Genomic DNA, 25,642 nt, shown 5'->3' with positions numbered 1-25,642 from the left:
AAAATGAGTGAAGCTTTAAAAGAATATTTTATATACAATGGGGATGAATATTTAACTAATGAATATGAAAAATTTAAATTGCAAGGCAATAATCAAATATATGAAGTTATAAGAATAATAGAAGGTAAACCATTATTTTTTAAAGAACATATGGAAAGATTGAGAAACTCAAGAAGAATGATTTCTAATAAAGATAGTATAAGTGATGATAAAATAATACAGTCTTTTGAAAAGCTTGTCACATTAAACAATGTTAAAGAAGGAAATGTTAAAGTTATATTACAAGAAGAAAATTTTATTATGTTTTTTATAAAACATAGTTACCCTACAGAAGAAATGTATAGGAATGGTGTAGATACTATATTATATTTTGGTGAAAGAGAAAATCCTAATGCTAAAATCATAAATAATGATTTTAGGAATAAAGTTAATATAGAGATAGACAATAAAAATGTGTATGAAGCTATTTTAATTGATAGAAATGGAAATATAACAGAAGGAAGTAGATCTAATATTTTCATGGTTAAAGATGGAAACGTAATCACTTCTCCTGTAAAAAATGTTTTACCAGGTATAACTAGGATGAAGATATTAGAAGCTTGTAGAAGATCTAATATAAAAGTAATTGAAAAAGAAGTTAATTATAAAGAAATTGAAGATTTGGATGGAATGTTTATTTCAGGAACATCACCAAAAGTTTTGCCAATAAGAAACTGTGAAAATATAAAAATAAATTCTCAAAGTAATGAATTAATTCAAAAAATATTAAAAGAATTTAACAAAATAATAAAAGAGGATATAAACTATTAAAAATTAGTGAAAAAGATAAAGTTATAGGGACTTTTGACGATAATTTATATAAAACATGGGTATTAATTATCTAAATAAGTTCCACAAAGATAAAAAATATTTTAGCTTTGGAGGGGAATAGATGGGGGATTTAAAAAGTAAAGGCATAGGTCTTATAAAGTTTGAAAATAATCAGATTATTATTATTGATCCAAAAGAAGGAAACTTACCAGCTAGAATACTACCTTCATTAGATGTGGCGGTTATAATAGATGGTAAAGAAGTTTCAATTCCATCAGAAGTTCATGAAAAAAATAAAATAGAACTTAAAATAAAAAAAGAATCTATACCTAAGAGAGAAATCATATTAAATGTCTCAGAAGATAAAATGGAAGCATGTATAACTATTAAAGAAGAAAAATCTTATAAATATAAGATAAGAGAGTCTTCATTTGCTCCTGTTTTTGTTCCAGCTCTTGAAATAGAAGCAGAAGTTACAGCACCTAGATATACAGAAATCGAATTATTGTCACAATTATCTAAAATGGGAATCATTTATGGTCTTGACAATGATAATATAAGATGGTGTTGTAACAATGATATGGTTGAAAATGTAATCATAGCAAAGGGAAAGAAATGTGTGGAGCCAATAGATGATAAAGTAACATTATTTTTTGACGACAATAAAGAAGGAAAGCTTATAGAAGATGAACAAGGTAATGTGGATTTCAAATCTATAGGTAATGTTGCAAATGTTAAGACGGGTGAACTAATAGGTCAATTAGAAATTGGTAAAAATGGAGAAATTGGATTTAATGTTTATGGACAAGTAGTGAAGCCACATAGAAAAAAGGAAAAAAGAATATTTGCAAAAGATGGATGTAGAATACTTGACAATAAAGTTTATGCAACAATTGATGGTAGACCTAATATTAGAGGAACTGTATTTTCGGTAGAAAAAGTATTAAAAATATCTGGAGATGTAGATATATCGAAAGGCAATGTAAGTTTTATAGGTGATGTTATAGTAAGTGGTGATGTAAAAGAAGATATGAAAGTAGAAAGTGGAAACAATATATTAGTTAATGGTAACACTTTGATTGCAACTTTGATTGCAGAAGGTGACATAGAAATAAATGGTAATGTTATATCGACTAATATATGTGGTGGAAATTTTAGTGCTGAATATATAATTTATGTTGATAAGTTAGAAAAATTTTATCAAGTTATAAGTAATATTTATGAAAATTTAATAAAAATAAATCACAGAAATCTTTTAACAACACATATAAATGAAAAAGAATTAATAAATGCAATTATAGATTCTAGATTTAAGAATTTTAACATGGATTTAAAAATTTTAATAAATATGATGGAAAAACAATATGATGTTGAGAATGAGTTTTATAGATTAATTAAATCAAAGATGTACACCACATATTTTTCAAGTTTTGAAAGTATTGATGAAATAAAAAAAGCAGTTTCACTATTAGAAAAAAGGCTATATGATATAAAATCAAAGAATAAAAGAAAATCTGATTTGTATGTAAATTATGTTCAAAATAGCACCATTAGTATGTCAGGGTCAATATATGTTAATGGACAAGGTATTTATAAATCGGAAGTCACTGCACTTGATAGTATCTACTTTTTAAAGAACAGTAGCATAATGAGAGGTGGAGTATTAGTTGCAGAAAATGAAATAAAGGCTAAAATAGTTGGAACACCTAATGCTGTTCAAAATATATTAAAGGTGAAAAAACATGGACATATATATGTTGATAATGCATACTATAATACAAAATTTATTGTAGGTAATAAAATTTATGTGCTTGAAGAAAATAGCAGAGATGTCCACGTTTATTTGGATAAAGATGGTGAAATATGTGTAGAAAAATTAAAAATATAGAGGGTGAATGCATGAGTAATGAAATAAAGATGTTGGTCTTTATGATAGGAGATCAATTTTATTCTGGAGATATTATGGAAGTGGAAAGAATATTAAATTATGAAGAATTAGCAGAATTGCCAGATTCTCCACAGTTTTTAAAAGGAATAATGAATTATGAAGGAAATATTCTACCAGTTATATCACTATCAGAAAAATTTAATAGATTTACAAATGAGAAAAGTAATGACTCAAAAATAATAGTAACAAGAGATGGCGATAGAAAGATAGGAATTATAGTTGATTCTGTGTCAGAAGTAAAGTCAGTTAAAGAAGAAGTGATAGAAGAATCACCAGAAATGGTAGCAGATATTTCAAAAAGATATATAAAGGGATTTATAAAGGAAAAAGATAGAATAATAATATTTTTATCACTTTCAACTATATTATCAGAAGATGAAAAAGAACTTGTGTATTAAGGTGAAAATATGGAATGTAAAAATATAAAAATTGGTATAGGCGATTTAAATATAGCAAAAGATCCAGACACGTTAATGACTATTGGACTTGGTTCTTGTATTGGGATAGCTTTATTTGATAAACGTACTAAAATAGGTGGACTTGCACATATAATGCTACCAGACAGTACTAAGTTTACAAAAGTGACAAATGAACTAAAATTTGCTGATTTAGCAATACCTATTCTTATAAAGAAAATGACACAAGCAGGAGCAAATAAAAGCTTAATAAAAGCTAAAATTGCTGGTGGAGCATCTATGTTTAGTTTTTCAGATAAAAGCATGAATATGGATGTAGGAGAAAGAAATATAAAAGCCGTAAGAGAAGTTTTAAAACAGAACAATATATCTATAGAAGCAGAAGATGTAGGTGGAAATAAAGGTAGGACAATTACATTAAGTACTGTAAATGGTATGTTACAGATTAAAACTATTGGGCTAGGCATTAAAGAAATTTAAACTATAATTTTTTATGGAGAGTGATGCTTTATGAATACTAAGTTGAAAGTTATAGTTGTTGATGATTCCGCACTTATGAGAAAAATAATATCTGACATGATAAATTCAGAAAGTGATATGGAAGTTGTAGCAACTGCTAGAAATGGACAAGATCTTTTAAAAAAACTAGATGAAGTAAATGCAGATATTATAACATTAGATATTGAAATGCCTATAATGGATGGGATTACTACACTTAAGAAGTTAAAAGAAAAAAGAGTAGATTCAAAAGTCATTATGCTTAGTTCATTAACAAAAGATGGTGCGGAAATCACTATGGATTGTCTTCAATTAGGTGCTTTTGATTTTGTATGTAAGCCTTCAGGATCTATATCACTAGACATAGATATAGTAAAAGAAGATTTAATAGATAAAATTAGAAATGGAAAAAAAACATTAAAAAGTTCATTTGCAATGAAAAATAGAACAAAACCTTCGTTTGTAGAGAGAACAAAAAGAAGTGAAGTTAAAAGGATTAGTAAAATAAGTGCAGTTGCAATTGGGGCTTCTACTGGAGGACCTAAAGCGTTATACACTGTTATTACAGCATTACCTAAAAATCTTGATGTTCCGGTATTTGTCGTTCAACATATGCCAGTAGGATTTACTAAAGCATTTGCTGAAAGATTAGATAGATCAAGTGGGTTAAAGGTTGTGGAAGCAGAACATGGCATGCATATTGAAAAAAATGTTGTTTATGTAGCTAAAGCAGGATACCATATGGAAGTTGAAAGAAATAGTATTAAACTTGTTGACAGTGCTCCTGTTTGTGGAGTAAAGCCAGCAGTAGATAATTTATTTATTTCATGTGCAAAAGTATATGGAAATGGACTTTTAAGTGTGGTATTAACAGGAATGGGAAGAGATGGTTCTAATGGAACTATTGAAATTAAGAATAAAGGTGGCTATACAATATCAGAAGATGAATCTACATGCGTAATATATGGAATGCCGAAAGCTGCATTTGAAACAAACAAAGTAGATGAAGTACTGCCATTACACCATATTTCAAGTAGAATAGCTAAGATAGTTAGAGGAGTTGAATAAGAGTAATGGATTTTAAACCGTTAGAGGCATGGGTAAAAAAAGAAATAGGAATAGATTTAACAGCATATAAATCAAATCAATTGCATAGAAGAATTCAAAGTTTAATGACAAGAGTTGGAGTAAGTACAATTGATGAGTATATAAAGCTACTAAAAAGTGATTTAGGCCAAAGAGAAAAATTTATAGATTACTTAACTATAAATGTTACAGAGTTTTTTAGAAATCCTGAGATATTTAATGAATTTAAAGATGTTATAAAGAGTGATTTTCAATATAATACTCCTTTAAAAATTTGGAGTGCTGCTTGTTCCATAGGAGCTGAACCATATACTTTAGCAATGATATTAGATGAAATGTCACCAGGTGTAAATCATAAAATTTTAGCTACTGATTTAGATAATACCATACTAAATAAAGCTAAAAAGGGTCAATATAATTCTTTAGAAATAAAAACTGTGCCACAACAATTGCTTAAAAAATATTTTGCAAATGATGGTGGAGTGTACAATATAGATAATAAATTAAAAAAGAATATAACTTTTAAAAAACATGATTTAATTTTAGATAACTATGAAAATAATTTTGATATAATAGTTTGTAGAAATGTAGTTATATATTTCAATCAAGATGTAAAAGACAAAATATATGAAAAATTTAGCAAGTCCTTAAAAAAAGGAGGGATACTTTTTGTAGGTGCTACAGAGAGTATATATAATTACAAAGCATTTAACTTTGAAAAAGTATCTACTTTTATTTATAGGAAGCTTTAAGGAGGAATAATATGGATACGTCTCAATACCTTTCAATGTTTTTAGAAGAGTCAATGGATAATCTTCAAACTTTAAATGAAAGTCTCCTTATTTTAGAACAAGAGCCAAATGATAAAGAAATATTAGATCAAATATTTAGGGTGGCTCACACTATTAAAGGCATGGCTGCAACTATGGGTTATAGCACTATGGCAGAACTTACTCATAAAATGGAAGATGTATTATCTAAATTTAGAGAAGGAGAACTTAGTGTTACTCCAAAAGTTGTAACAGTATTATTTAAATGCTTGGATACCTTAGAAAATATGGTTAATACTATTTCAGATGGTGATGAGTTAGATATGGATGTATCAGAAATAGTAGAACACTTAGAAGGAATTTCACAAAGTGAAGTATCAGAAGAGGAATCTGACACTAAAGAATTTGTTGAAGATGAAGAAATTGAAAATAATGCATTAGAAGAGAATGTTGTTAATTTTAACGAATATGATTTAAATGTTATAAAACAAGCTGAAGATAGTGGGTTTAATGCATTTAATATTCATATCAAATTAGATGAGGGTACTATATTAAAGTCAGCTAGAACATTTATAATAGTACAAAAATTAGAAGAATATGGAGAGATAATAAAAGCTTATCCTACTTTAGAAGATTTAGAAAATGAAAATTTTGATTTAGATATAAATTTTGCATATGTAACTAAAGAATGTAAAGAAAAGATACAAAAATCACTGGAAGATATTTCAGAAGTTAAAAATGTAGATGTTTTTGAAATAGCTAAAAGTAGAGCAAATCTAGTATCTCAAAATTGCAATTTAAATGAATATGACTTAGATGTTATAAAACAAGCTAGACAGAACGGATATAATCCTTATAATATAAATATAGAACTAGATGAAGGAACTTTATTAAAGTCAGCTAGAGTATTCATTATAATGCAAAAACTAGAAGAATATGGAGAGATTTTAAAATCTAATCCAGTACTTGAAGATTTGGAAAATGAAAATTTTGATTTAGATATAAATTTTGTTTATTTAACTCAAAAAAGTTCTGAAGAAATTGAAAATGCAATTAAGTCAATTTCAGAAATTAGCTTAGTATCGGTAACAGAAATAGATGAAAAATCTGCAAGTAGTAAGCCAAAAGAAAACAAAATTAAAGAAAATGCTAATAATAAAGAAGTAAAAAAAGAAGAGATAAAACCTAAAGAAATAAAAAAGAATTCTAGTGAAAAACCAAAAACTGAAAAGAAAAAAGCAAATGAGAAAAATGGTTCAGAAAAACATCCAAAGGGAAGAACTGTTGGACAATCTGTTAGAGTTGATTTAGAGAGACTTGATAAATTTATGAATATGGTTTCTGAGCTAGTTATTCATAGAACAAGATTAGAACAAATAAGTTCAAATCATAAAATACCTGAACTAAATGAAACTTTGGAACAAGTGGCTAGAAGTACATCTGATTTACAAGACTTAGTAATGAAGATTAGAATGTTATCTTTAGATACTGTATTCAATAGATTCCCAAGAATGATAAGAGATTTATCTATAGAACTTGGAAAAGAATTTGATTTTGAAATACAAGGACAAGATACAGAGCTTGATAGAACCGTAATAGAAGAAATAGGTGAACCATTAATCCACTTATTAAGAAATGCTGCAGATCATGGAATTGAAAGTCCAGAAGAAAGAATTAAACAAGGAAAAGATCCTCGTGGTAAGATAAAACTTATTGCGTATTCAGAAGGTACTAAAGCAGTAATAAAAGTTGAAGATGATGGTGCTGGACTAAAAGTAGATAAAATTAGAGCTAAAGCTGAAAGAGTAGGTATAAATACTGAAGGAATGACTGAAAGTGATATTAAAAATTTAATATTTAGTCAAGGTTTTAGTACTAACGAAGTAGTTACAGACGTTTCTGGTAGAGGCGTAGGAATGGATGTTGTAAAAACAAAAATTTCTACACTAGGTGGATCGGTAGAAGCTATAAGTGAAGAAGGTAAAGGAACTAGCTTTATAATTAGACTTCCACTAACATTACAAATTATCCAAGCTTTACTAGTAAAGGTTGGAACAGAAACTATGGCTATATCTTTAGGATATATAGATAGAGTTATAGAATATAAAGATGAAATGACTAAGAAGACTAATAATAAAGAAGTAATTATATATAACGATAATATAATTAACCTTATAAGAGTAAATGAAAAATTAGGTTTAGAAGAAGTAAATCATGGAAAAAAATATGTAGTGATAGCTAAAATTGGAGAAAAAGAAGTTGGATTACTTGTAGATTCTCTATTAGGACAACAAGAGATAGTTATTAAATCTTTTGGAAAAACATTAAAGAATACTGATGAATATATAGGAGCTACAATCTTAGGAGATGGACTAGTAACACTAATATTGGATGTTGCAGCCTTAATATAAGGAGGTGTTAAGACTTGGAATATAGCAAATTTAGTGATATTGAGTTAGATGCTCTAAGAGAAGTCGGAAATATTGGAATAGGAAATTCAGCAACAGCACTATCTAAACTTTTAAATAAAAAAATCGATATAACTTTTCCTAAGGTTAATCTAATTAGATACGAAGAATTATTTGAAAGTGATTGTGAAAGTTGTGTTTATGCAGTTGTTACAAGAGTTTTAGGTGAAGCTCCTGGAAATATGCTTTTCATAATAGAAGAACAATCTCTAATAAATATAGTTGGTAGTCTTTGTGGAAGTTATAATGATGAAATAAATGAACTTGGAATTTCAGTTTTAGGTGAAATAGGAAATATAATCTCAGGTACGTATATAAATGCAATAGCATCGCTTACCAATTTACAACTATCATTGTCTGTTCCAGCAATAGCATCAGACATGATATGTGCAATTTTAACTACAACGTTTATGGAAGCTGGACAGTATGGAGATTATGTTTTAGATATTGAAACGGAATTTGTTCAAGAAAATGAAACTTTGAATGGGCATTTTTATTATGTTCCGATGCCTGGTTCACTAGAAAAAATACTAAAATCTTTAGGAATAATGGAGGGAAATTTAAATGGCTAAAGTATTAATAGTTGATGATGCAACGTTTATGAGAATGATGATAAAGGATATATTAGAAAAGAATGGATTTACAGTTGTGGGAGAAGCACCTAACGGTATTAAAGCAGTTGAAATTTATAAAGCAGAAAAACCAGATGTAGTTACTATGGATATAACAATGCCTGATATGGATGGTATTGAAGCAGTTAAAGCTATCAAAGCTTTTGATCCAGCAGCTAAAATAATAATGTGTAGTGCGATGGGTCAACAAAGCATGGTAATGGATGCCATAAAGGCAGGTGCAAAAGATTTTATAGTTAAGCCGTTCCAAGCAGATAGGGTTTTAGAAGCTATAAATAAAGTAATTGGATAGGGGGAATTGTGATGCAAGTTGTTGTATTTAAGATTGGGGATGAACAATTTGCTGTTGAAACTAGCAAAGTTCAAAGCATAAGTGATATGACTAATATTACAATGGTACCCAAAGCTCCAAGCCATATAAAAGGACTTATAAATTTAAGAGGAATAATAATAACAATATTAGATATCAATTTAATATTGGATATGAATCCTAGTTATGCAGAGGAACAAAACATTATAATCTTAAACTTAGAAGATGAATCAGTTGGCATAACTGTTGATTCTGTAGATGAAGTTTTAGACATAGAAGATAGTTCCGTAGAAAGAGCTTTAGGAGAAAAGGAAAAGATATTTATCAAAGGGGTAATAAACTTAAAAGATAGAATTATAACTTTATTAGACTTTGATAAAATTAATATATAAAAATCTACGTATATAGGAATGAGGTAGAGTAATGTCAGAAGTATTGTCTCAAAGCGAAATAGATGCTCTTTTGCTTGCTTTATCTTCTGGGGACTTAGAGGCAGAATCATTAGAAACCAAAGAAGAAAAAGTAAAGGCTAAGCCTTACGATTTCAGAAGGCCTCAAAAGTTTACTAAAGATCATATAAGAACTTTGGAGCTTGTTCATGATAATTACAGTAGAATAATTTCTAATTATTTAACTGCACAGCTTAGAAGTAATATAAAGGTTAGGGTAGAGAGTGTTCAGCAAATAACTTATGAAGAGTTCATACACTCTGTACCTAATCCGACAGTGCTTACACTTTTTAAAATGCCACCATTAAGTGGGGATATATTACTTGAAACAAATGCAGAGTTTGTTCTTAGAATGTATGATGTTTTAGCAGGAGGTTCAGGTTATAAGAAGCCTAAATTAAAAGAACTTACAGAAATAGAAAAAAATCTTATAAAGGTTTTAAATGCTGGGTTAATTTCTAATTTAAAACTTGCATGGGAAGATATATTAGATGTTGAACCAGAGATAAATGATATAGAAACAAATCCAGCGTTAAATCAAACATTAGCACCTAATGAACCAGTTGCACTTATAACATTTACTGTTGAAATGCTTAATACATCTATGCTTATGAATATATGTATTCCATATTTAAGTATAGAAAAAGTATTAGATAAATTAGTTACAAGATATTGGTTTAGTGATGAAGATGAGGATGTTAATAGAGAATCTAAAACTAAAGTAAGAAAGAATTTAGATTCAATTAATGTAGAAGTATCATCTGTTATAGGTAGAGCTGAAATTACAGTAGAAGATTTTTTAATGTTAAATGTAGGAGATGTTATAAAGCTTAATAGTGCTATAGATGATTCAGTAGAAGTTTATGTAGAAAAACAATTAACGTACATGGCTAAACCAGGATTAAGTGGAAAGCATAGAGCAGTTCAAGTATTAGAATTTATAGGTGAGGATGTGAATAAGTATGAATAACGAATTTCTATCTCAAGAAGAAATAGATTCTCTTTTAAATGGTGGAGATTCATCTTCTACAGAGGAAATAAGTGAAGATAGAGAAGTTTTTAGTGATATAGAAAAAGATCTTCTTGGTGAAGTTGGAAATATTTCAATGGGATCAGCGGCTACAGCGCTTTCTACTATTATTGGAAGAAAAGTTAACATAACTACACCAACAATACAAGTAAGTTCATTAAAAAAAGTAAAGGATAGTTTTGAAACACCTAATGTTGTTTTAGATGTTCAATATACTAGTGGTATAGTAGGCGGAAATCTACTTATTATGAAAATAAGTGATGCAGCTGTAATTGCCAATTTGATGATGGGCGGAGATGGAAAAGTTGAGGGAAGTCTAGAACTTTCAGAAATTGAAATTAGTGCAGTTTCAGAAGCGATGAATCAAATGATTGGTTCCTCAGCAACTTCTATGGCAACTATGTTTAGAAGAGAAGTAAACATATCTCCTCCAGTTTCAAGTATATGTGAAGAGAAAACTATACCAATATCGGAAGAAATAAATGATGATGAAGATGTAGCATTTATTTCTTTCAGAATGAATATAGATGAGTTGGTTGATAGTAATATAATGCAGGTTTTACCATTAGTTACTGCTCAAAAAATAGTTTCTATAATGATGGGGACAGAAGATTCAGAACCTCAAGCACCTGTGGAGGAAGCTCCAAAGGCACAAGTAGCACAAACTACTTATGAGGAGTCAAAAACTGAACCAGCAAGAAGTATAGAATCACAAGTTTCGAACAGTAATTATGATTATCAGTATGAGCCTAAACCAATAGAAGATAGAGTGGAACCAGTTCAAGTTAAAGAGGCAAGTTTTTCACAGTTGCAACCAAAACAAACTATGAATTTACCTCATAACATAGATTTAATAATGGATGTTCCGTTAGAAGTTTCGGTAGTACTTGGTAGAACAAGAAAAAATATTAGAGATATTTTAGATTTAAGTGCAGGGTCGCTAATTGAGTTAGATTCTTTAGCAGAAGAACCGGTAGATGTACTAGTAAATGGCAAGAAAATAGCTTATGGAGAAGTTGTCGTTGTTGACGAAAATTTTGGCATAAAAATTACTGGTATAGTAAGTGGTGAAGAGAGAATTAAGAGTTTGGGAAGATAAAAAAGGAGCATTTTAATGCTTCTTTTTTTATGAAAATATTATATAAGGAACTAGCTGGAAGATACAATTATTCTTATTCATATTGATAAAGAGCAATTTAAAGTGTTATACAAAAATCACAAATTAACAATGAAGGATAAAACTGAAGTCTCAGTTTTTTTAATCAATTTATATAATAAGTTGCTAAGCAAATTAGTTAAAACATATATTGAAAAATATTCCAATTAATAGTTAGAGTTACTATTAAAACTATGATTAGTAAGAATATTATAATGGGGAATTTATTCTACAAAATGAACTTTTTATGGATAAGTATTATATTAATTTTATTTGAAGTACAAATAAAATATTGTAGCGGTGATTTTAATCCCCGGGAAGTTCTATAATTGGTGATTAGTTTAAAATGCAATTATGCAAATAACTTCTAAGCCTATAATTATCATTTGATAAAGAGATTGCTTTGAATTTGAACTTGGAACCCTATATGATTAATAAATATAAAATATGCATATAATTTATACAATAAGATTAAGTAGTCTTAAAAATTAAATCTTTTTTTTCTGTATGTTTTTTCTATAAACTTTTAAAAAATAGAAACGATATATTAATTAGAATAAGAGGTGTGTGGAAATATAATATTTAGATTTTTTAGCAAAATTTTCATAAGTAATGTTATTATATTATAGTAAGGAAAGTTTACAAATTCTTATATTATATTTTAAAAATATTAAAGTAAGGTAGGAGAGAGTGTGGTATGAAAGTAAATAATGTATCTAATAGAATGATGATAAATCCATATAATAATATAAATAAAAGTAGGAATATATCAAAACAAAATCCTATGAAAGACAGTTGTGAAATTTCTAATATAGGAAAGAAATTAAACAATATGTCACTAGATACGGTAGAGGGAAATTCTGAGGCAAAGGTTGAAAAAATAAAAAATCAAATTAATAATGGAACTTATAAAATTGATAGCAAATTAGTTGCAGAAAAAATGATTGAAGCTATGAAAGGAAGATAATATTATTAATGGTTGTAGAATTAAAAGAAATTTTAATAAAAGAAAAGCAAGTTATAGATGAAATGATAACATTACTAGAAAAGCAACATGAATTAATAGTTAATGAAAAAGCATTTGCATTAGAATCAATTATAGATGAAATTGAAGAAGCTAATAAAAATATTGCAATAATAGAAATGCAAAGAAGGAAACTTTGCAAGGATAAAAAAATTACAGAAGTTATAAGTGAAATTAAAGATAAAGAATTAGAAAAATGCTATGATGATTGCATAATGAGTTTAGAAATTGCAACAATGCAAAAAGATACAAATAGCTTGCTTTTAAAGCAAGCTCTTGTATATACTAATTCAATGATAAATATGATGAAACCACAAGAAAAAGCATATAGCAATACTTACAATTCATATGGAAAGGTAAGAAGATAAAGAGGTGTAAAAATGTCAGGATTATTTGGAACAATGCACGTATCGAAACTTGGAATGTTTGCACAACAATCAGCGTTAAATACAACATCACATAATATAGCAAATCAAGCAACACCAGGTTATTCAAGACAACACGTTGTGCTTAAAACTGCAAGACCAATAACACTTACAGGACCAGGACAAATTGGAACTGGTGTTAATGTTGTAGCAATAGAAAGGACACGAGACATATTTTTAGATCATCAAGTTAGAAGAGAGACAAGCAATCTTGCAAGCTCAACAGCAAAAGAAAAATATCTATCTAAACTTGAAGGCATATATAATGAACCAAGTGATAGTGGAATATCTAAACTTTTGTCAGAGTATTTTGATGCATGGCAAACATTATCATTAAATCCAGAAAAATTAGAAGCAAAACAAGTAGTTGTTCAAACAGGAAAACAACTTACAGAATTTTTAAATCATACAAGTAAGCAAATTGATGGGGCTTTTTCAAATTTAGAAGATGAGAAAAAAGATGTAGTAACTCAAGTTAACACAATATTAGATCAGTTAAATGAAGTAAATGAGCAAATAAAAAAAGTTACATTGATGGGAAATAACCCAAATGACTTGTTAGATAGTAGAGATTTACTATTAGATGAACTAAGTACTAAATTTGGAATTGATGTAAAAGCTGATGGAAATTTAAATGGAATAGAAATTAAGCCACTTGGTGGAGGGCCTAATTTAATACAAGATACAGATAAAGATAAAAAATATCATTTAGAGTATGTAAAAGATAAAGATGATGAGCAAGGTAAGTTTCAATTTGTGGAAGTGGATAAGGACGGCAAAAAAATAGGTGCTGGTATAGATTTTGAGCCAGATGGAGGTACTATAAAAGGGCTTCAGAGTGTAGAAGATACAATAAATGCTAATAAAGCAGAATTAGATAACTTGGCAAAAATGTTAGCATATTCAGTAAATGCTATACATAGTGAAGGTGGAGCTAATAAAGGTGATTTTTTTGTAACAACTGATGGTAAAGATGTAACGGCTGCCAATATAGTTGTAAATGATGCTTTACTTAAAAATCCAGCAAATGTAAATACTGCAACTGAAGATGATGTAGCAGATGGTAAAAGGGCTTTAGCAATAGCTCAATTAAGGAACATAAAGTTCTCCATTCTAAAAGATGACAATACTGTTATGAATTATAATGAATTTAAAGCAGCAAATAAATTTGGAACAAGTACAGATAAAAAGATTATTAATACTTTTGAGGGAGATAAAAAAGGGGCTACTACAGAGGGATATTTTAAAAGTAGTATGAATGGTTTAGGAGTTATAACTCAAAAGGCTAAAAAAGAAATTGAAAATCAAACCATATTACTAAGGAGCTTATTAGAGAGAAGAAGTTCTGTATCAGGAGTTTCACAAGATGAAGAAACTATAAATTTAATTCAATTCCAACATGCATATCAAGCAAATGCTAAGATGATTTCAACAGTTGATGAATTATTAGATGTAGTAATAAATGGACTAAAAAAATAGTGAGGTGATAGCATGAGAATAACTACAAGTATGATGACAAACACTTTTTTAGGTGATATGAATGTAAATTTAAATAACATGAGTAATAGACAAAAGCAATTAAATACTGGAAAAGAATTTAGTAAACCATCAGATTCTCCATATAAAGCTGCTCGTTCTATGCAAATGTATAGTGAGATATATTCTAATGAGCAATACAATACAAATATTTCACATACTGTGAATTGGCTAGATACAACAGATACGGCAATGAACAGCTTAGGAAATGCATTGACAAGAATAAGAGAACTTATGGTTTCCGCAGGAAATGGTTCTTATGGAGAAGATGAATTAAAATCTATAAAAGATGAGATAAGTGAAAAAACAAATGAAATATCACAAATTTTAAATACTTCTTTTGATGGTAAATATATATTTGGTGGAACAAAAGGAGAGAAACCCTCATCAGTAAATGATAAAGGTGAAATTGTAGCAAAGGATCAAGGTGATACATTAAAAGTTGAAATATCTCAAGGTGTCGTAATTGATTATAGTATAAATGCAGATGAAATTTTAAATTTTCAACATGAAGTTTTAAAGGAAAAGCTTCCTGATGGAACAGGTGGAAGTATAATAAAATTGGACAAGAATGGAAATACACTAAGGATAAATTCTACAACGTCTAATTTAATAGATAATGCAAATAATAATGTTTTATATGATGGTAAACCTATTAGTGTAGATAGCGAAGGAAATTTAAAGGGTCATGATGGAACTGTTTTAAAAGTAGATAAAAGCAATGGAAAATTGCAAAAAGAAGATGGAACATATATTAGTCCAGAAATTAAAATAGATAATAAAATTGAAGTGATTAAATCAAAAGAAACAGGTGAACTAGGAAAATTATTAAGTGATATTACCAATTCATTAGAATCAGGTGATGCATCTAATGTTACAGGTGAATATTTGTCAAAGATTGATAGTGCTATTAGCAATGTTTTAAGTGTTCGTTCAAAGGTTGGTACTCTTCAAAATAGAATGGAAGGTGCTGAAACTATAAATAAATCTCAAAATACAAATTTAAAGGAAATATTATCACACAATGAAGATATAGATTGGGTAGAAAAAAGTATGGAGATGGCTACAGTACAAACTATTTATATGGCATCACTTCAATCTTCAGCTAGAATATTACAAAATAGTCTTTTAGACTATGTAAGATAAAGATAGATTAAGGAGAATAAGTTATGAAGCTTAATACAAAATATCATGGAGTTATAGATTATAATGAAGATGATGTTATAAGTTTTGAAAGTGGAATTTTAGGATTTGAAAATTTAAAAAGATATATAATATTTTCTTTAAAAGATAATGAAGATTTTAAAATTATTCATTCTATAGAAGATGAAGGTGTTGGTTTAGTACTTATGTCTCCATTTTTAATAAGAAATGATTATGAATTTGAATTAAATGAGAACATTCTAAAAAGCTTGCAAATTGAAAATGAAAGTGATGTTATGGTTTATACAACGGTGACGTTAAATTCAGATTTAAAGAAAATAACAACTAATTTAAAAGCTCCTATAATTATTAATGTATGTAAAAACATAGGAAAACAAATAATAGTAGATAATAAGGATTACCTAGTAAAAGAACAAATATTTAAGGAGAATTAATTATGTTAGTTGTAAGCAGAAAAAAAGGTGAATCTATACTTATAGGGGAAGATATTGAAGTTACTGTAGTAAAGTTAGACAATGGCTCAGTAAAGTTATCTATAAATGCACCGAAAGATGTTACAATCCTAAGAAGGGAATTGAAGGAAGAGGTAACTATAGAAAATAAAAATGCAGTTTCAAGCAATACTTTCATTTTACCTAAATTAAAAAAATAATAGTGAGGTGAAAGTTTATGGAAGTTAAAGCAATACAACCTAAAATCAACAAGGAAGTAGATTTAGGCTATAGCCCTTCTATAAAAAATGTTTCTACAGAAAATATTGAGGAATTTTCTGGTAAAGTTATTGGGAAAACAAGTGAAAGTAAAAATGAGGGTTTTGAGAGTTCAAAGGATGAGTATAGAGAAGAGGATATAAAAAAGGCGGTAGATGAACTTAATAAAGTTTTTAATAATGACAAATCATATATAGAATATGAGCGACATAAAGTTTTTAAAAATACTTTTATAGTGAAAATAATAGACAAAGAAACTAAGGAAACTATAAAGGAAATACCGCCTAAAAAAATATTAGATATGATAGCATCATTGTGTGAAATTGCAGGAGTTATCGTAGATGAAAAAGCATAGAAGAGGTGGAGTAAAAAGTGAACAACTATATCAATGGATATAATGCTTATAAAAACAACAGTGTAAATTATGCATCCAAAGAGCAATTATTATTGATGCTTTTAGATGGAGCTGTTAAATACTCTAAAATAGGTAAACAAGCTATAATAGATGGAGATGTTAAAAAAAGACATGAAAATCTAGTTAAAACTCAAGATATTTTTTATGAGCTTATAATATCTCTAGATAGAAGTACAAACTTAGAATGGATAGATGGATTAGCTGGTGTATATGAGTTTATAAACTCAAGACTAATGGAAGCTAACATAAAATGTGATGTAGCTATAATGGATGAAGTAATACCACTAATAGAAGACATTAGAAACATGTGGTATGAAGCTCACAAAATAAGCTCAAAACAAAAATAAAACAAATTAAAATCAAATATGAATAATTAACAATTAACGATGAACAATGAAGGATAAAACTGAAGTATAAGTTCTTTTTGAATGAATTTTTATAATAATTTGCAAAGTAAATTATTTAAAGACTATATAAAAATTTCATCTTAAAAAAATCTTCGAAGTAATAGTGATATTTAATATTAAACCTATTATTAGTAGAGGTATTATAAGGGGGAATTTATTATCCACAATAAACTTTTTTATGGATAAATATTATGTTGATTTTATTTGAGGTGCAAATAAAACATTGTAGCGGGGATTTTAATCCCCGGGATATTCACCATCATTGTTAATTGTTAACTGTTACTTTGTTCAAAATGTAAAAATAGAAAGAACTCTATAATTATCATTTAATAAAGAAATTAAACTAAAATAGCTCTACAGAGAATATTAAAGGATGGTGGTACAAATGAGATTAACAGGATTAGCTACTGGAATGGATACAGATGCTACTATAAAAGAAATGCTTAAACCACAACAAACTAAGATAGATAATATGAAGAAAGATCAAGAAATAGTTCAGTGGCAACAAGAGATATATAGAGACATAATAAAAGAAACAAATAGCCTTATGAGTAAATACTTTGATGTATTAAATAAAGATAACTACTTATTAGGTTCTTCATCATTAACAACAACAAAAGTTACATCAAGCAACCCATTACTAAACATGACAGCAAGTGCAGATGCTAAAGAAGGAGCTTATAAAATAGAAGTTAAAAGTTTAGCTAGTAATGCAAAGATTAGTGGGTCTGAAATTAAAGATATAAATATGGGTAAGACAAAACTTGAAGATTTAGGAATTGCTATTACAGATACTCAAGTTATGAAAATGGAAGTAGAAATTCCTGATAAGGATGGAAAAGTTGAATCAAAAACTATTAATATAAAAATTAAATCTGATATGACAATTAAAGAATTAGCTAGTGAAATTTCAAAAGAAACTAATGGTGAGGTTAAATTAGAGTATAGTGAGATTTCTAAAAGCTTTGAGATATCTACAAAGAGCGCTGGTAAAAACGTAACATTAGGTATATCAAGTGATAGTAGTGATGTAAAAATAATAGAAAAAGACAAGGATGGTAAAGAAATAGAAGTAACCTATAAAGGTATAAGTGCGGTAGATGTATTTGAAAAGATGAATATTAAAAGTTCTGGAAAAGTTAATGGAAGTAATGCAACAGGTACAATTACATTGCCAAATGGACAATCAGGAGGGTTTGATCAGTCAAATAATAAATTTTCACTTGATGGTATAAATTTTGATATTAATGGAATGTCAAAAGATGATACAGTAACCATTACAGTTTCTAAAAGCAATGATGAGGCAGTTAAGAAGATTAAGTCTTTTGTTGAGGATTATAATAAGCTTGTAGATAAGGTTAATAAGTTAAACACAGAGAAGAGAAATTATAGTTATAAACCACTTACAGATGCAGAGAAGAAGGATATGACTGATGATCAAATTGCTAAGTGGGAAGCAAAGGCTAAGCAGGGTATATTAAAAGGTGATAACTATCTAAACAATATGCTAAGTGATTTAAGAACTTCTATGTTTGGAAAATCAGGAGATACATTATTTAGTATAGGTATAAGTACAACTACTTCTTATAATGATGGTGGAAAGTTAGAGTTTGATGAAGAAAAGTTTTTAAAGAAGCTTAATGAAGATCCAGAAAAAACTATGGACACATTCAAAAATGGAATGAATAGATTAGATGAGACTTTAAAAAATTATACAAGTACTAATAATGTAAGGGTAAATGGTAAAGATGCAAAGAGAAGAGGTCTTTTAGTAGAAAAAGCTGGTTATGAGGGAACAACTACTGTTACAAATAACATACTTACTAAAAAGATTAGGGAAAAACAAGAATTAATAGATACACAAATCAAAAAGATGTCTACAATGGAAACTAATTATTATAAAAAGTTTTCAAATTTAGAAACAGTTATGAATAAGTTAAATTCACAATTAGGTTATCTTACTCAGATGATGGGTTAAAAAGAATGAGTAATGATTTAGTAAAGCTTTTAGAAGATTATAGTAACTTAAGTGAAAGTATTATAGAAATTTTATCTAAAAATATTGATGAGGCAGATTATTCTAATATAGATGACTTAGTAACTAAGCGACAATTTATAATAAATAAATTGCAAAGTTATAATAAAGAAGATATAAAAGAATGTGTAAAAAAGTTAAATTTATTAGATGATGAACTTAAAATAAATGAACTTTTCAATTCAAGAAGAAATGAGTTGAAAAGTAAAATGAAAGAGTTATCATTAGGTAAAAGTGCTAATAGTATGTATAACCAAGAATTTTATTCTACTTTTAGATTGTTTTATGAAAGAGCATAAAAAAATTTCACTATTATGAATAAAACATGAAGAAATCATAATAAATCGAAAAAATCGGTGAAGCAAAGTGAAATTTGTATTATAATTATTAAATAAGATGTTTTTTAATGAAAAGGAAATTTGTAATACAATGTTTGTAAATAAAAAAATCTGCATAGACATCTATTGCAGATTTTTTTATGGCATAAATAGTAAAGGTTTATGGCATAAATAGTAAAGGTTTATGGCATAAATAGTAAAGGTTTATGGCATAAATAGTAAAGGTTTATGGCAAAAATTACATATAAATTCTATTGACATAATAGGTCAAATTCCAATATCATATATAGTATATTATGTAGAAAAATGATGAAAAAGGGACAGATATAATTTTTTTATGAACTGTATTCTAAAAGAATATGTATAAAATAATTGGTAAATTTTAATAGTGAAAATAGGAAATGTTAACTAATTGTTAAGTTTTTAAAAATGTTGAAATGATACTTTATAAAAGATAGAATTAAGTTATAAATATATAAAAACAAAATACAAAAAAAGTAAAAATGTGCAAATTTTTATATAGATTTTAAAAATAATATAGAAAATGTTACTAAATAATAAATATGGAGATGATATTAAATGAGATTAAATCAAAACATACCATCCTTAAATGTGTATACGGAATACTGTAAGAATTTAAATAAACAAAGCAATGCTATGAATAGAATACATTCAGGACTTAAAGTTGCTACAGCAAAAGATGATCCTAATAAACTTGCATCTAGTGAACATATGAAAATCCAAATGAGATCACTTCAAATGGCATCTAGAAACACTCAAGATACAATTAGTATGCTTGAAACAGTAGATGGAGCAGCAAATAATATATCACAATCATTGGTAAGAATGAAAGAACTTGTGGTACAAGCTGGTGGAACTGCTTCACCAGAAGATAAAGCAATTATACAACAAGAATTAGACATGATTTCTGAGTCAATAAATGATATAGCTAATTCTACAGAATTTAATGGAAAGAAAATTATGACAGGAGCTGAAAAAATTAAAGCTCAAATAGGTAGTGAGGTAGGAGAAACTACTGAAATTAATATGTTTGATTTTACGTCAAGGGGATTGGGAATAAAAATTGAAAATTTAAAGGTTGAAAAACCAGAAGATATAGATGCTTCACTTGAAATGATTGAAAAGTCTATAAATACAAATACTAGTTATAGAAGTAAATTAGGTGCTATAGCAAATAGACTAGATAGTAATGTAAATATAGTTGAAGAAAACTCGCTAAAAATACAAAATGCAGAAAGTAAGTTAACAGGTGCAGATATTGCAGAAGAAATGGTAGAACTTACAAGTAAAACTGTACTTGTAAATGCAGGAATATCTTTAATGGCACAATCTAACAAATTGCCACAAGATGTCTTAAGTGCTATTCAAAATATAGGGAAAAAGTAAATTCTTTGTTGTAAATTATTACTTATAGTATTAAAATTAATATGAATTAAATTCATATTATAATATTTTGGAAAGGGGGATTTTGATGAGTGTTATAGATAGTGCTACATATAACCTTATAAAAAGAGGTATGGATGTAACAACCTTAAGTGGAAAAGTTATAAATAACAACATTAGTAATGTTAATACAAAAAACTATAAGAGACAGTATGTTAACTTTGATGAAGCGCTTCAAAATGAAACATCAAAGGATTTAATGAGAAAAACAAATTCAAAGCATTTAGGAATTTCATCTACTGATATAGAAGTAAAAAGAGACAAGGCTTCAAGTATGAGAGAAGATGGAAATAATGTAGACATAGAAAGTGAAATGACTAGTGCTGCATCTAATAGTTTAATGTATGATGCTCTTGTTAAAGAAGCTAACTCAAGGTTTAATATGCGTAGCTCAGTTATAAAAGGAGGGAATTAAATAAATGGAAGCATTTAGAGGAATGAGAATAAGTGCTAGTGGTCTTTCAGCAGAACGTTTAAGAATGGATACTATAACATCTAATATAGTAAATGCAAACACCACTAGAGGTAAAGATGGAAAACCATATGTAAGAAAGATAGCTGTATTTCAAGAAAACTTAGATAATGAAATTAATAAGTCTACAGGAAAAGTAGAAGCGAGGCCTTTAGGAATTAAAGCTGTTGGAATTCAAGAAGATGAATCGCCATTAAAAAGAGTGTATGATCCAACTCATCCTGATGCAGATGAACAAGGGTATGTTACAAGGCCAAATGTTAATATTTTAAATGAAACAGTAGATTTAATTGCTGCGTCAAGAGCCTATGAAGGTAATATAACAGCATTGAACACTCAAAAAAGTATGATATCTAAGACATTAGAAATAGGAAGATAAGGAGGAGTATATGGAGATTATTAATAATTTTGTACCAGATAGAAGTGTTTTTACTAATGGTATAAAGAACACTTTAAATGTGAATCAAGAAAACGAAAGTCAAAAAGTTAATAAAAGCAACTTTTCAGAAACTTTAAAATCTGCATTGAAAGATGTAAATGAATCGCAAATAACTGCAGAAAGTAAAACTATGGGATTTATACAAGGAGACACTGACTTACATGACGCTTTAGTTGCAACTGAAGAAGCAAGGTTATCGCTAGAACTTGCTGTTCAAGTAAGGAATAAGATTATAAATGCTTATGAAGAGTTTAACAAAATGCAAGTATAGTGAGGAGTGTATACAATGAGTAAGCTATCTGATGGCTTAAATAAGCAAAAAGAAAAATTAAAAGAAATGAGCAAGGCTAAAAAGATAGCTCTAGCCATAATAACCTCCGTTGCCTTAATAAGTATAATTACTATAGCAGTAGTTGCTCTTAAGCCTAAGTATACGGTGTTGTTTTCAAAGATGACAACAGAAGATTCAGGGGCAATTATAGGAAAATTAGATGAGAAAGGTGCAAAATATAAAATAGAAGGAGATTCTATTTTAGTGGAACAAAAAGATGTAGATAAGCTTAGAATGGAAGTATTATCAGAGGTTTCTTTAAAAGAAGGAAGCAATGGCTTTGAACTTTTTGATGAAAAAAATTCAACAGCTTCAACAGATAGAGAAGCAAAGATTATGTACCAAAGAGCATTATCGGGAGAATTAGAAAGAACTATTAAAGCTTTCGAGGAAGTAGAAAGTGCAAAAGTAAATTTAGTTATACCAGATAAATCAGCTTTTATTACCACACCAACACCATCATCAGCATCGGTTACTCTTTTAATGAAAAAGGGAAAAGAACTTAGTGAAGATCAAGTAAGAGCAATAGTTTCTTTAATATCTGGAAGTGTAGAAAATTTACCAAAAGAAAATATATCAGTTGTATCTGATAATTTTAAACTTTTAACTGAGGGATTATATGATGAAAAAGGAAATAGTACTTCCAATAATTCAAGTGATAAGCAGTTAGCAATTAAAAAACAGATAGAAGAAGAATACAAAGATAAAATAATGAATGTATTAGAACCTATATATAAAGATAAAGTTAAGGTTTCAGTTAATACAGCATTAAACTTTGATGCAATAGAACAAAATACTTTAAAGTATGAACCAGAAGGAACAGTAGTGAGTAAACATGATATTACAACGACAGAAGGAAGTGCAGAGAATACTTCAGGAAGTCCTGTAGATAATAATATGAATGAAACTCAAGAAAATGAAACTGCTACTAATGGTACAACTCATAAAGAAAATACTACAAACTATGAGTTATCTAAAAAGGAAGAAACAATTATTAAGGCGCCAGGTGCAGTAGAAAAAGTAACTGCAGCGGTAGTAGTTGATGGAGCAATTGATAATCAAACTAAAAATTCTATAAGAAGTTTAGTAAGTGAAGCTATAAGTTTAGACACTAAACGTGGTGATGCAGTTACTGTAGAATCTTTAGAGTTTGATAATACGGAAAAAGAGCAAGCAGAAAAAGAATTAGAAGAAATGAAAAAAGCTGAAGAAGCAGCAAAAAGAAAAAAATTAATATCTATGATAGTTGCAGGAGCAGCAGCATTTATAATACTAATGATAGTACTTCGTGCAATAAAGAAATCTAGAGCGGTGGAAGAAGAGGATGAATTTGATGAAGATGAAGATTCAAACTTTGACATAATAATTGGAGATAAACCACAAGCAAAAGATATATTTGAAGATTTAAATTTAGAAGCAGATAGTGAAAATGAACATGTTGCAAGTGAAGTTAAAAAATATGCAAGTAGTAAACCAGAGCAAGTTGCAGATATCATTAAATCATGGATAGCTGAAGATGAAAGGAGATAGGTATATATGGCAAAGGTTGAAAAACTTAGTGGCGTTGAAAAAGCTGCAATATTGTTCATAACCTTAGGACCTGAGGCATCTTCAGGTATTATAAAAAAATTACCTGAAAAATATATTCAAAAAATAACCTACGAAATTGCAAATATGAGCACTGTTTCAGGAAGTCAAAGAAAAGCTATACTAGATGAATTTCTAGAAATGAACAAAGCCAAAGATTATATAGTAGAAGGTGGACTTGAATATGCTAGAAATCTTTTAGCCAAGGCATTAGGCACTCAAAGGGCATCTGAAATTTTAGATAAGGTTACAGAAGCAACACAACAATATAGACCTTTTGCAATAGCAAGAAAAGCAGATGCAAGTCAACTTATGAATGTTATATGTAATGAACATCCACAGACAATTGCATTGATACTTTGTTATCTTCAAGCAGATAAGGCTGGACAAATAATGTCAGAACTTCCTGCGGAGTTGCAAGCAGAGGTTGCATATAGAGTGGCAACAATGAATACAATTTATCCAGTTGTAATAAAAGAAATTGAAGGTGTTTTAAATGATAAACTTTCAAATGTAATTCACAATAGTGAAAACAGTGTTGTTGGAGGTGTTCCATCACTTGTTAATATACTTAACCAAGTAGATAGAAGCACAGAAAAGAATATAACAGAAGCATTAGAACATGAAGATGCAGAACTTGCTGAAAAAGTTAAAGAGTCTATGTTTGTATTCGAAGATATTATTACTCTTGGAGACCCAGTTATTCAAAGAATTTTACGTGAAGTTGACAATAAAGAATTATGTCTTGCACTTAAAGGTTGTTCAGAAGAAGTGGCAACAGCTATATTTAAGAATCAATCTAAGAGGGCGGCTGCAACTTTAAAAGAAGATATGGAATTCTTAGGACCAGTAAGACTTGTTGAAGTTGAAAAAGCACAACAAAAAATTGTTGGTATAATAAGAAGGTTAGAAGATGCAGGAGAAATTCAAATAGCGAGAGGTGGAGAAGATGCAATCATCTTATAATGTAATAAAAAATGATTATGTTATGTCAGAGGGAAAGCAAGAAATTTCCACGAAGGTTAAAATAGATTTAGAAGATATTGAAGAAACTTCAAATTCTGAAGAAAATCAAAATGATATGCTTTTAAGCTTTCAAAATATGGCAGATGATATTATAAAAAATGCTAAAGTTAAAAGCAATATGATTTTAGTAGAAGCTACTGAAAATGCAAAAAATCTAGAAGAACAAGCTAAAGTAGAAGGTTATGAAAAAGGGTATAATGAAGGTTATGAAAAAGGTTATAGCGTAGGATATAATGAAGGTTATGAAAAATCCAAAGCAGACGGTCAAGCTATAATAGATAATGCATTGAATGTATTAGAAGATGCAAAAAAAGAATATATAAAATATGTAGAAGAAAAAGAAATAGATTTTAGAAATCTTATAATTAACTGTATCAAAGAAACTTTAAAAAGAGAAGTTAAAGATGAAGATGCACTTAATAACATGATATATGATGTTATGGAAAAAGAAAAAAATGAAGATTATTTTACAATAAGATGTAATAAAAACTATAAGGAAAGTCTAGAGAGTGAAAAGCAAAATATGGCTAGTAAGTTAGCATTCCAAGGTGATATATTTATTGTAGAGGACAATTCATTAGAGGATGGTAGTGCAATTATTGAAAAGAAAAATGGTACAAGTTATATAAGTATAGATAATATTATTGAAAAGCTTAGTGAATTAATAATGGAAAGATGATTATAAAGTGGTGATTA

The 25,642-nt window shown here is 28.4% G+C and carries 29 protein-coding genes; all 29 read left to right on the top strand.

Annotation, left to right across the window (positions count from 1 at the left end; translation table 11 throughout):
* Nucleotides 1-3 precede the first annotated feature (3 nt).
* The 29 genes from BN346_RS14245 (at nucleotide 4) to BN346_RS14105 (ending at nucleotide 25,625) form a co-directional block, all read left to right on the top strand.
* Nucleotides 4-810, top strand: coding sequence for an aminotransferase class IV (locus tag BN346_RS14245; RefSeq protein ID WP_040329487.1), 807 nt, complete (start codon nucleotides 4-6; stop codon nucleotides 808-810).
* Between the two features lie 121 nt (nucleotides 811-931).
* Nucleotides 932-2,698: a DUF342 domain-containing protein gene (locus BN346_RS14240; RefSeq protein WP_040329485.1), complete on the top strand. Its 1,767-nt coding sequence runs from the start codon at nucleotides 932-934 to the stop codon at nucleotides 2,696-2,698.
* A gap of 11 nt (nucleotides 2,699-2,709) precedes the next feature.
* The gene (locus BN346_RS14235; protein WP_040329512.1) at nucleotides 2,710-3,156 is read left to right on the top strand and encodes a chemotaxis protein CheW; all 447 of its coding nucleotides are present in this window, start codon (nucleotides 2,710-2,712) and stop codon (nucleotides 3,154-3,156) included.
* A 9-nt stretch (nucleotides 3,157-3,165) separates the two neighbouring features.
* Nucleotides 3,166-3,654, top strand: a complete 489-nt coding sequence (locus BN346_RS14230) for a chemotaxis protein CheD (protein ID WP_040329484.1) — start codon at nucleotides 3,166-3,168, stop codon at nucleotides 3,652-3,654.
* A 30-nt stretch (nucleotides 3,655-3,684) separates the two neighbouring features.
* Nucleotides 3,685-4,740, top strand: a complete 1,056-nt coding sequence (locus BN346_RS14225; RefSeq protein WP_040329483.1) for a protein-glutamate methylesterase/protein-glutamine glutaminase — start codon at nucleotides 3,685-3,687, stop codon at nucleotides 4,738-4,740.
* Nucleotides 4,741-4,745: 5 nt separating this feature from the next.
* On the top strand, nucleotides 4,746-5,510 hold the full coding sequence (locus tag BN346_RS14220) for a CheR family methyltransferase (protein WP_040329482.1): 765 nt from the start codon (nucleotides 4,746-4,748) through the stop codon (nucleotides 5,508-5,510).
* Between the two features lie 11 nt (nucleotides 5,511-5,521).
* A complete protein-coding gene (locus tag BN346_RS14215; RefSeq protein ID WP_040329480.1) occupies nucleotides 5,522-7,939 on the top strand; it encodes a chemotaxis protein CheA in 2,418 nt (805 codons plus the stop codon).
* A gap of 14 nt (nucleotides 7,940-7,953) precedes the next feature.
* A complete protein-coding gene (locus BN346_RS14210) occupies nucleotides 7,954-8,568 on the top strand; it encodes a chemotaxis protein CheC (protein WP_040329479.1) in 615 nt (204 codons plus the stop codon).
* Nucleotides 8,561-8,920 (top strand): response regulator, encoded by a 360-nt coding sequence (locus tag BN346_RS14205; RefSeq protein WP_040329478.1) that lies wholly within the window; start codon nucleotides 8,561-8,563, stop codon nucleotides 8,918-8,920. Before BN346_RS14210 ends, BN346_RS14205 begins: the two co-directional genes overlap by 8 nt.
* 11 nt (nucleotides 8,921-8,931) lie before the next feature.
* On the top strand, nucleotides 8,932-9,330 hold the full coding sequence (locus BN346_RS14200; RefSeq protein ID WP_040329476.1) for a chemotaxis protein CheW: 399 nt from the start codon (nucleotides 8,932-8,934) through the stop codon (nucleotides 9,328-9,330).
* Between the two features lie 31 nt (nucleotides 9,331-9,361).
* A complete protein-coding gene (gene fliM, locus BN346_RS14195; protein WP_040329474.1) occupies nucleotides 9,362-10,357 on the top strand; it encodes a flagellar motor switch protein FliM in 996 nt (331 codons plus the stop codon).
* Nucleotides 10,350-11,516, top strand: coding sequence for a flagellar motor switch phosphatase FliY (fliY, locus tag BN346_RS14190; RefSeq protein ID WP_040329472.1), 1,167 nt, complete (start codon nucleotides 10,350-10,352; stop codon nucleotides 11,514-11,516). The genes fliM and fliY overlap by 8 nt, the downstream gene beginning before the upstream one ends.
* Before the next feature lie 754 nt (nucleotides 11,517-12,270).
* Nucleotides 12,271-12,540, top strand: a complete 270-nt coding sequence (gene flgM / locus BN346_RS14185; RefSeq protein WP_040329471.1) for a flagellar biosynthesis anti-sigma factor FlgM — start codon at nucleotides 12,271-12,273, stop codon at nucleotides 12,538-12,540.
* Nucleotides 12,541-12,548: 8 nt separating this feature from the next.
* A complete protein-coding gene (locus BN346_RS14180; protein WP_040329469.1) occupies nucleotides 12,549-12,965 on the top strand; it encodes a flagellar protein FlgN in 417 nt (138 codons plus the stop codon).
* A gap of 12 nt (nucleotides 12,966-12,977) precedes the next feature.
* Nucleotides 12,978-14,501, top strand: a complete 1,524-nt coding sequence (gene flgK / locus BN346_RS14175) for a flagellar hook-associated protein FlgK (protein ID WP_040329467.1) — start codon at nucleotides 12,978-12,980, stop codon at nucleotides 14,499-14,501.
* A 12-nt stretch (nucleotides 14,502-14,513) separates the two neighbouring features.
* Nucleotides 14,514-15,704, top strand: coding sequence for a flagellar hook-associated protein FlgL (gene flgL / locus BN346_RS14170; RefSeq protein ID WP_040329466.1), 1,191 nt, complete (start codon nucleotides 14,514-14,516; stop codon nucleotides 15,702-15,704).
* Between the two features lie 23 nt (nucleotides 15,705-15,727).
* Nucleotides 15,728-16,156, top strand: a complete 429-nt coding sequence (gene fliW / locus BN346_RS14165) for a flagellar assembly protein FliW (protein ID WP_040329465.1) — start codon at nucleotides 15,728-15,730, stop codon at nucleotides 16,154-16,156.
* A 2-nt stretch (nucleotides 16,157-16,158) separates the two neighbouring features.
* Nucleotides 16,159-16,374, top strand: a complete 216-nt coding sequence (gene csrA, locus BN346_RS14160) for a carbon storage regulator CsrA (RefSeq protein ID WP_040329463.1) — start codon at nucleotides 16,159-16,161, stop codon at nucleotides 16,372-16,374.
* 17 nt (nucleotides 16,375-16,391) lie between these two features.
* Complete coding sequence (locus BN346_RS14155) at nucleotides 16,392-16,787, top strand: flagellar protein FlaG (RefSeq protein WP_040329461.1); 396 nt, start codon at nucleotides 16,392-16,394, stop codon at nucleotides 16,785-16,787.
* A 17-nt stretch (nucleotides 16,788-16,804) separates the two neighbouring features.
* Nucleotides 16,805-17,194, top strand: coding sequence for a flagellar export chaperone FliS (gene fliS, locus BN346_RS14150; RefSeq protein WP_040329459.1), 390 nt, complete (start codon nucleotides 16,805-16,807; stop codon nucleotides 17,192-17,194).
* A 445-nt stretch (nucleotides 17,195-17,639) separates the two neighbouring features.
* The gene (fliD, locus tag BN346_RS14145; RefSeq protein WP_040329458.1) at nucleotides 17,640-19,232 is read left to right on the top strand and encodes a flagellar filament capping protein FliD; all 1,593 of its coding nucleotides are present in this window, start codon (nucleotides 17,640-17,642) and stop codon (nucleotides 19,230-19,232) included.
* Nucleotides 19,233-19,237: 5 nt separating this feature from the next.
* The gene (gene fliT / locus BN346_RS14140; protein ID WP_040329457.1) at nucleotides 19,238-19,588 is read left to right on the top strand and encodes a flagellar protein FliT; all 351 of its coding nucleotides are present in this window, start codon (nucleotides 19,238-19,240) and stop codon (nucleotides 19,586-19,588) included.
* 618 nt (nucleotides 19,589-20,206) lie between these two features.
* On the top strand, nucleotides 20,207-21,034 hold the full coding sequence (locus BN346_RS14135) for a flagellin N-terminal helical domain-containing protein (protein ID WP_040329456.1): 828 nt from the start codon (nucleotides 20,207-20,209) through the stop codon (nucleotides 21,032-21,034).
* Nucleotides 21,035-21,119: 85 nt separating this feature from the next.
* Nucleotides 21,120-21,506, top strand: a complete 387-nt coding sequence (gene flgB, locus BN346_RS14130) for a flagellar basal body rod protein FlgB (RefSeq protein WP_040329455.1) — start codon at nucleotides 21,120-21,122, stop codon at nucleotides 21,504-21,506.
* A 4-nt stretch (nucleotides 21,507-21,510) separates the two neighbouring features.
* Nucleotides 21,511-21,942 carry a flagellar basal body rod protein FlgC gene (gene flgC, locus BN346_RS14125; RefSeq protein WP_040329454.1) on the top strand — a complete coding sequence of 144 codons (432 nt, stop codon included), beginning with the start codon at nucleotides 21,511-21,513 and terminating at the stop codon, nucleotides 21,940-21,942.
* A gap of 10 nt (nucleotides 21,943-21,952) precedes the next feature.
* On the top strand, nucleotides 21,953-22,273 hold the full coding sequence (gene fliE, locus BN346_RS14120; protein ID WP_040329452.1) for a flagellar hook-basal body complex protein FliE: 321 nt from the start codon (nucleotides 21,953-21,955) through the stop codon (nucleotides 22,271-22,273).
* 15 nt (nucleotides 22,274-22,288) lie between these two features.
* Entirely contained in the window at nucleotides 22,289-23,863 is a 1,575-nt protein-coding gene (fliF, locus tag BN346_RS14115) for a flagellar basal-body MS-ring/collar protein FliF (protein WP_040329451.1), read from the top strand.
* 6 nt (nucleotides 23,864-23,869) lie between these two features.
* Entirely contained in the window at nucleotides 23,870-24,886 is a 1,017-nt protein-coding gene (fliG, locus tag BN346_RS14110) for a flagellar motor switch protein FliG (RefSeq protein ID WP_040329449.1), read from the top strand.
* Nucleotides 24,870-25,625 carry a DivIVA domain-containing protein gene (locus BN346_RS14105; RefSeq protein WP_040329447.1) on the top strand — a complete coding sequence of 252 codons (756 nt, stop codon included), beginning with the start codon at nucleotides 24,870-24,872 and terminating at the stop codon, nucleotides 25,623-25,625. The genes fliG and BN346_RS14105 overlap by 17 nt, the downstream gene beginning before the upstream one ends.
* Nucleotides 25,626-25,642 lie beyond the last annotated feature (17 nt).

Source organism: Clostridium ihumii AP5 (assembly GCF_000612845.1).
Taxonomy (GTDB): domain Bacteria; phylum Bacillota; class Clostridia; order Clostridiales; family Clostridiaceae; genus Clostridium_J; species Clostridium_J ihumii.
This window is presented reverse-complemented; position numbering and strand designations above follow the sequence as displayed.

What these genes read in the sequence shown, in the direction of transcription:
- BN346_RS14245 (WP_040329487.1), top strand. Translation starts at nt 4, where the DNA reads ATGAGTGAAGCTTTAAAAGAATATTTTATATACAATGGGGATGAATAT.
- BN346_RS14240 (WP_040329485.1), top strand. Translation starts at nt 932, where the DNA reads ATGGGGGATTTAAAAAGTAAAGGCATAGGTCTTATAAAGTTTGAAAAT.
- BN346_RS14235 (WP_040329512.1), top strand. Translation starts at nt 2,710, where the DNA reads ATGAGTAATGAAATAAAGATGTTGGTCTTTATGATAGGAGATCAATTT.
- BN346_RS14230 (WP_040329484.1), top strand. Translation starts at nt 3,166, where the DNA reads ATGGAATGTAAAAATATAAAAATTGGTATAGGCGATTTAAATATAGCA.
- BN346_RS14225 (WP_040329483.1), top strand. Translation starts at nt 3,685, where the DNA reads ATGAATACTAAGTTGAAAGTTATAGTTGTTGATGATTCCGCACTTATG.
- BN346_RS14220 (WP_040329482.1), top strand. Translation starts at nt 4,746, where the DNA reads ATGGATTTTAAACCGTTAGAGGCATGGGTAAAAAAAGAAATAGGAATA.
- BN346_RS14215 (WP_040329480.1), top strand. Translation starts at nt 5,522, where the DNA reads ATGGATACGTCTCAATACCTTTCAATGTTTTTAGAAGAGTCAATGGAT.
- BN346_RS14205 (WP_040329478.1), top strand. Translation starts at nt 8,561, where the DNA reads ATGGCTAAAGTATTAATAGTTGATGATGCAACGTTTATGAGAATGATG.
- BN346_RS14200 (WP_040329476.1), top strand. Translation starts at nt 8,932, where the DNA reads ATGCAAGTTGTTGTATTTAAGATTGGGGATGAACAATTTGCTGTTGAA.
- fliM (WP_040329474.1), top strand. Translation starts at nt 9,362, where the DNA reads ATGTCAGAAGTATTGTCTCAAAGCGAAATAGATGCTCTTTTGCTTGCT.
- fliY (WP_040329472.1), top strand. Translation starts at nt 10,350, where the DNA reads ATGAATAACGAATTTCTATCTCAAGAAGAAATAGATTCTCTTTTAAAT.
- flgM (WP_040329471.1), top strand. Translation starts at nt 12,271, where the DNA reads ATGAAAGTAAATAATGTATCTAATAGAATGATGATAAATCCATATAAT.
- BN346_RS14180 (WP_040329469.1), top strand. Translation starts at nt 12,549, where the DNA reads ATGGTTGTAGAATTAAAAGAAATTTTAATAAAAGAAAAGCAAGTTATA.
- flgK (WP_040329467.1), top strand. Translation starts at nt 12,978, where the DNA reads ATGTCAGGATTATTTGGAACAATGCACGTATCGAAACTTGGAATGTTT.
- flgL (WP_040329466.1), top strand. Translation starts at nt 14,514, where the DNA reads ATGAGAATAACTACAAGTATGATGACAAACACTTTTTTAGGTGATATG.
- fliW (WP_040329465.1), top strand. Translation starts at nt 15,728, where the DNA reads ATGAAGCTTAATACAAAATATCATGGAGTTATAGATTATAATGAAGAT.
- csrA (WP_040329463.1), top strand. Translation starts at nt 16,159, where the DNA reads ATGTTAGTTGTAAGCAGAAAAAAAGGTGAATCTATACTTATAGGGGAA.
- BN346_RS14155 (WP_040329461.1), top strand. Translation starts at nt 16,392, where the DNA reads ATGGAAGTTAAAGCAATACAACCTAAAATCAACAAGGAAGTAGATTTA.
- fliD (WP_040329458.1), top strand. Translation starts at nt 17,640, where the DNA reads ATGAGATTAACAGGATTAGCTACTGGAATGGATACAGATGCTACTATA.
- fliT (WP_040329457.1), top strand. Translation starts at nt 19,238, where the DNA reads ATGAGTAATGATTTAGTAAAGCTTTTAGAAGATTATAGTAACTTAAGT.
- BN346_RS14135 (WP_040329456.1), top strand. Translation starts at nt 20,207, where the DNA reads ATGAGATTAAATCAAAACATACCATCCTTAAATGTGTATACGGAATAC.
- flgB (WP_040329455.1), top strand. Translation starts at nt 21,120, where the DNA reads ATGAGTGTTATAGATAGTGCTACATATAACCTTATAAAAAGAGGTATG.
- flgC (WP_040329454.1), top strand. Translation starts at nt 21,511, where the DNA reads ATGGAAGCATTTAGAGGAATGAGAATAAGTGCTAGTGGTCTTTCAGCA.
- fliE (WP_040329452.1), top strand. Translation starts at nt 21,953, where the DNA reads ATGGAGATTATTAATAATTTTGTACCAGATAGAAGTGTTTTTACTAAT.
- fliF (WP_040329451.1), top strand. Translation starts at nt 22,289, where the DNA reads ATGAGTAAGCTATCTGATGGCTTAAATAAGCAAAAAGAAAAATTAAAA.
- fliG (WP_040329449.1), top strand. Translation starts at nt 23,870, where the DNA reads ATGGCAAAGGTTGAAAAACTTAGTGGCGTTGAAAAAGCTGCAATATTG.
- BN346_RS14105 (WP_040329447.1), top strand. Translation starts at nt 24,870, where the DNA reads ATGCAATCATCTTATAATGTAATAAAAAATGATTATGTTATGTCAGAG.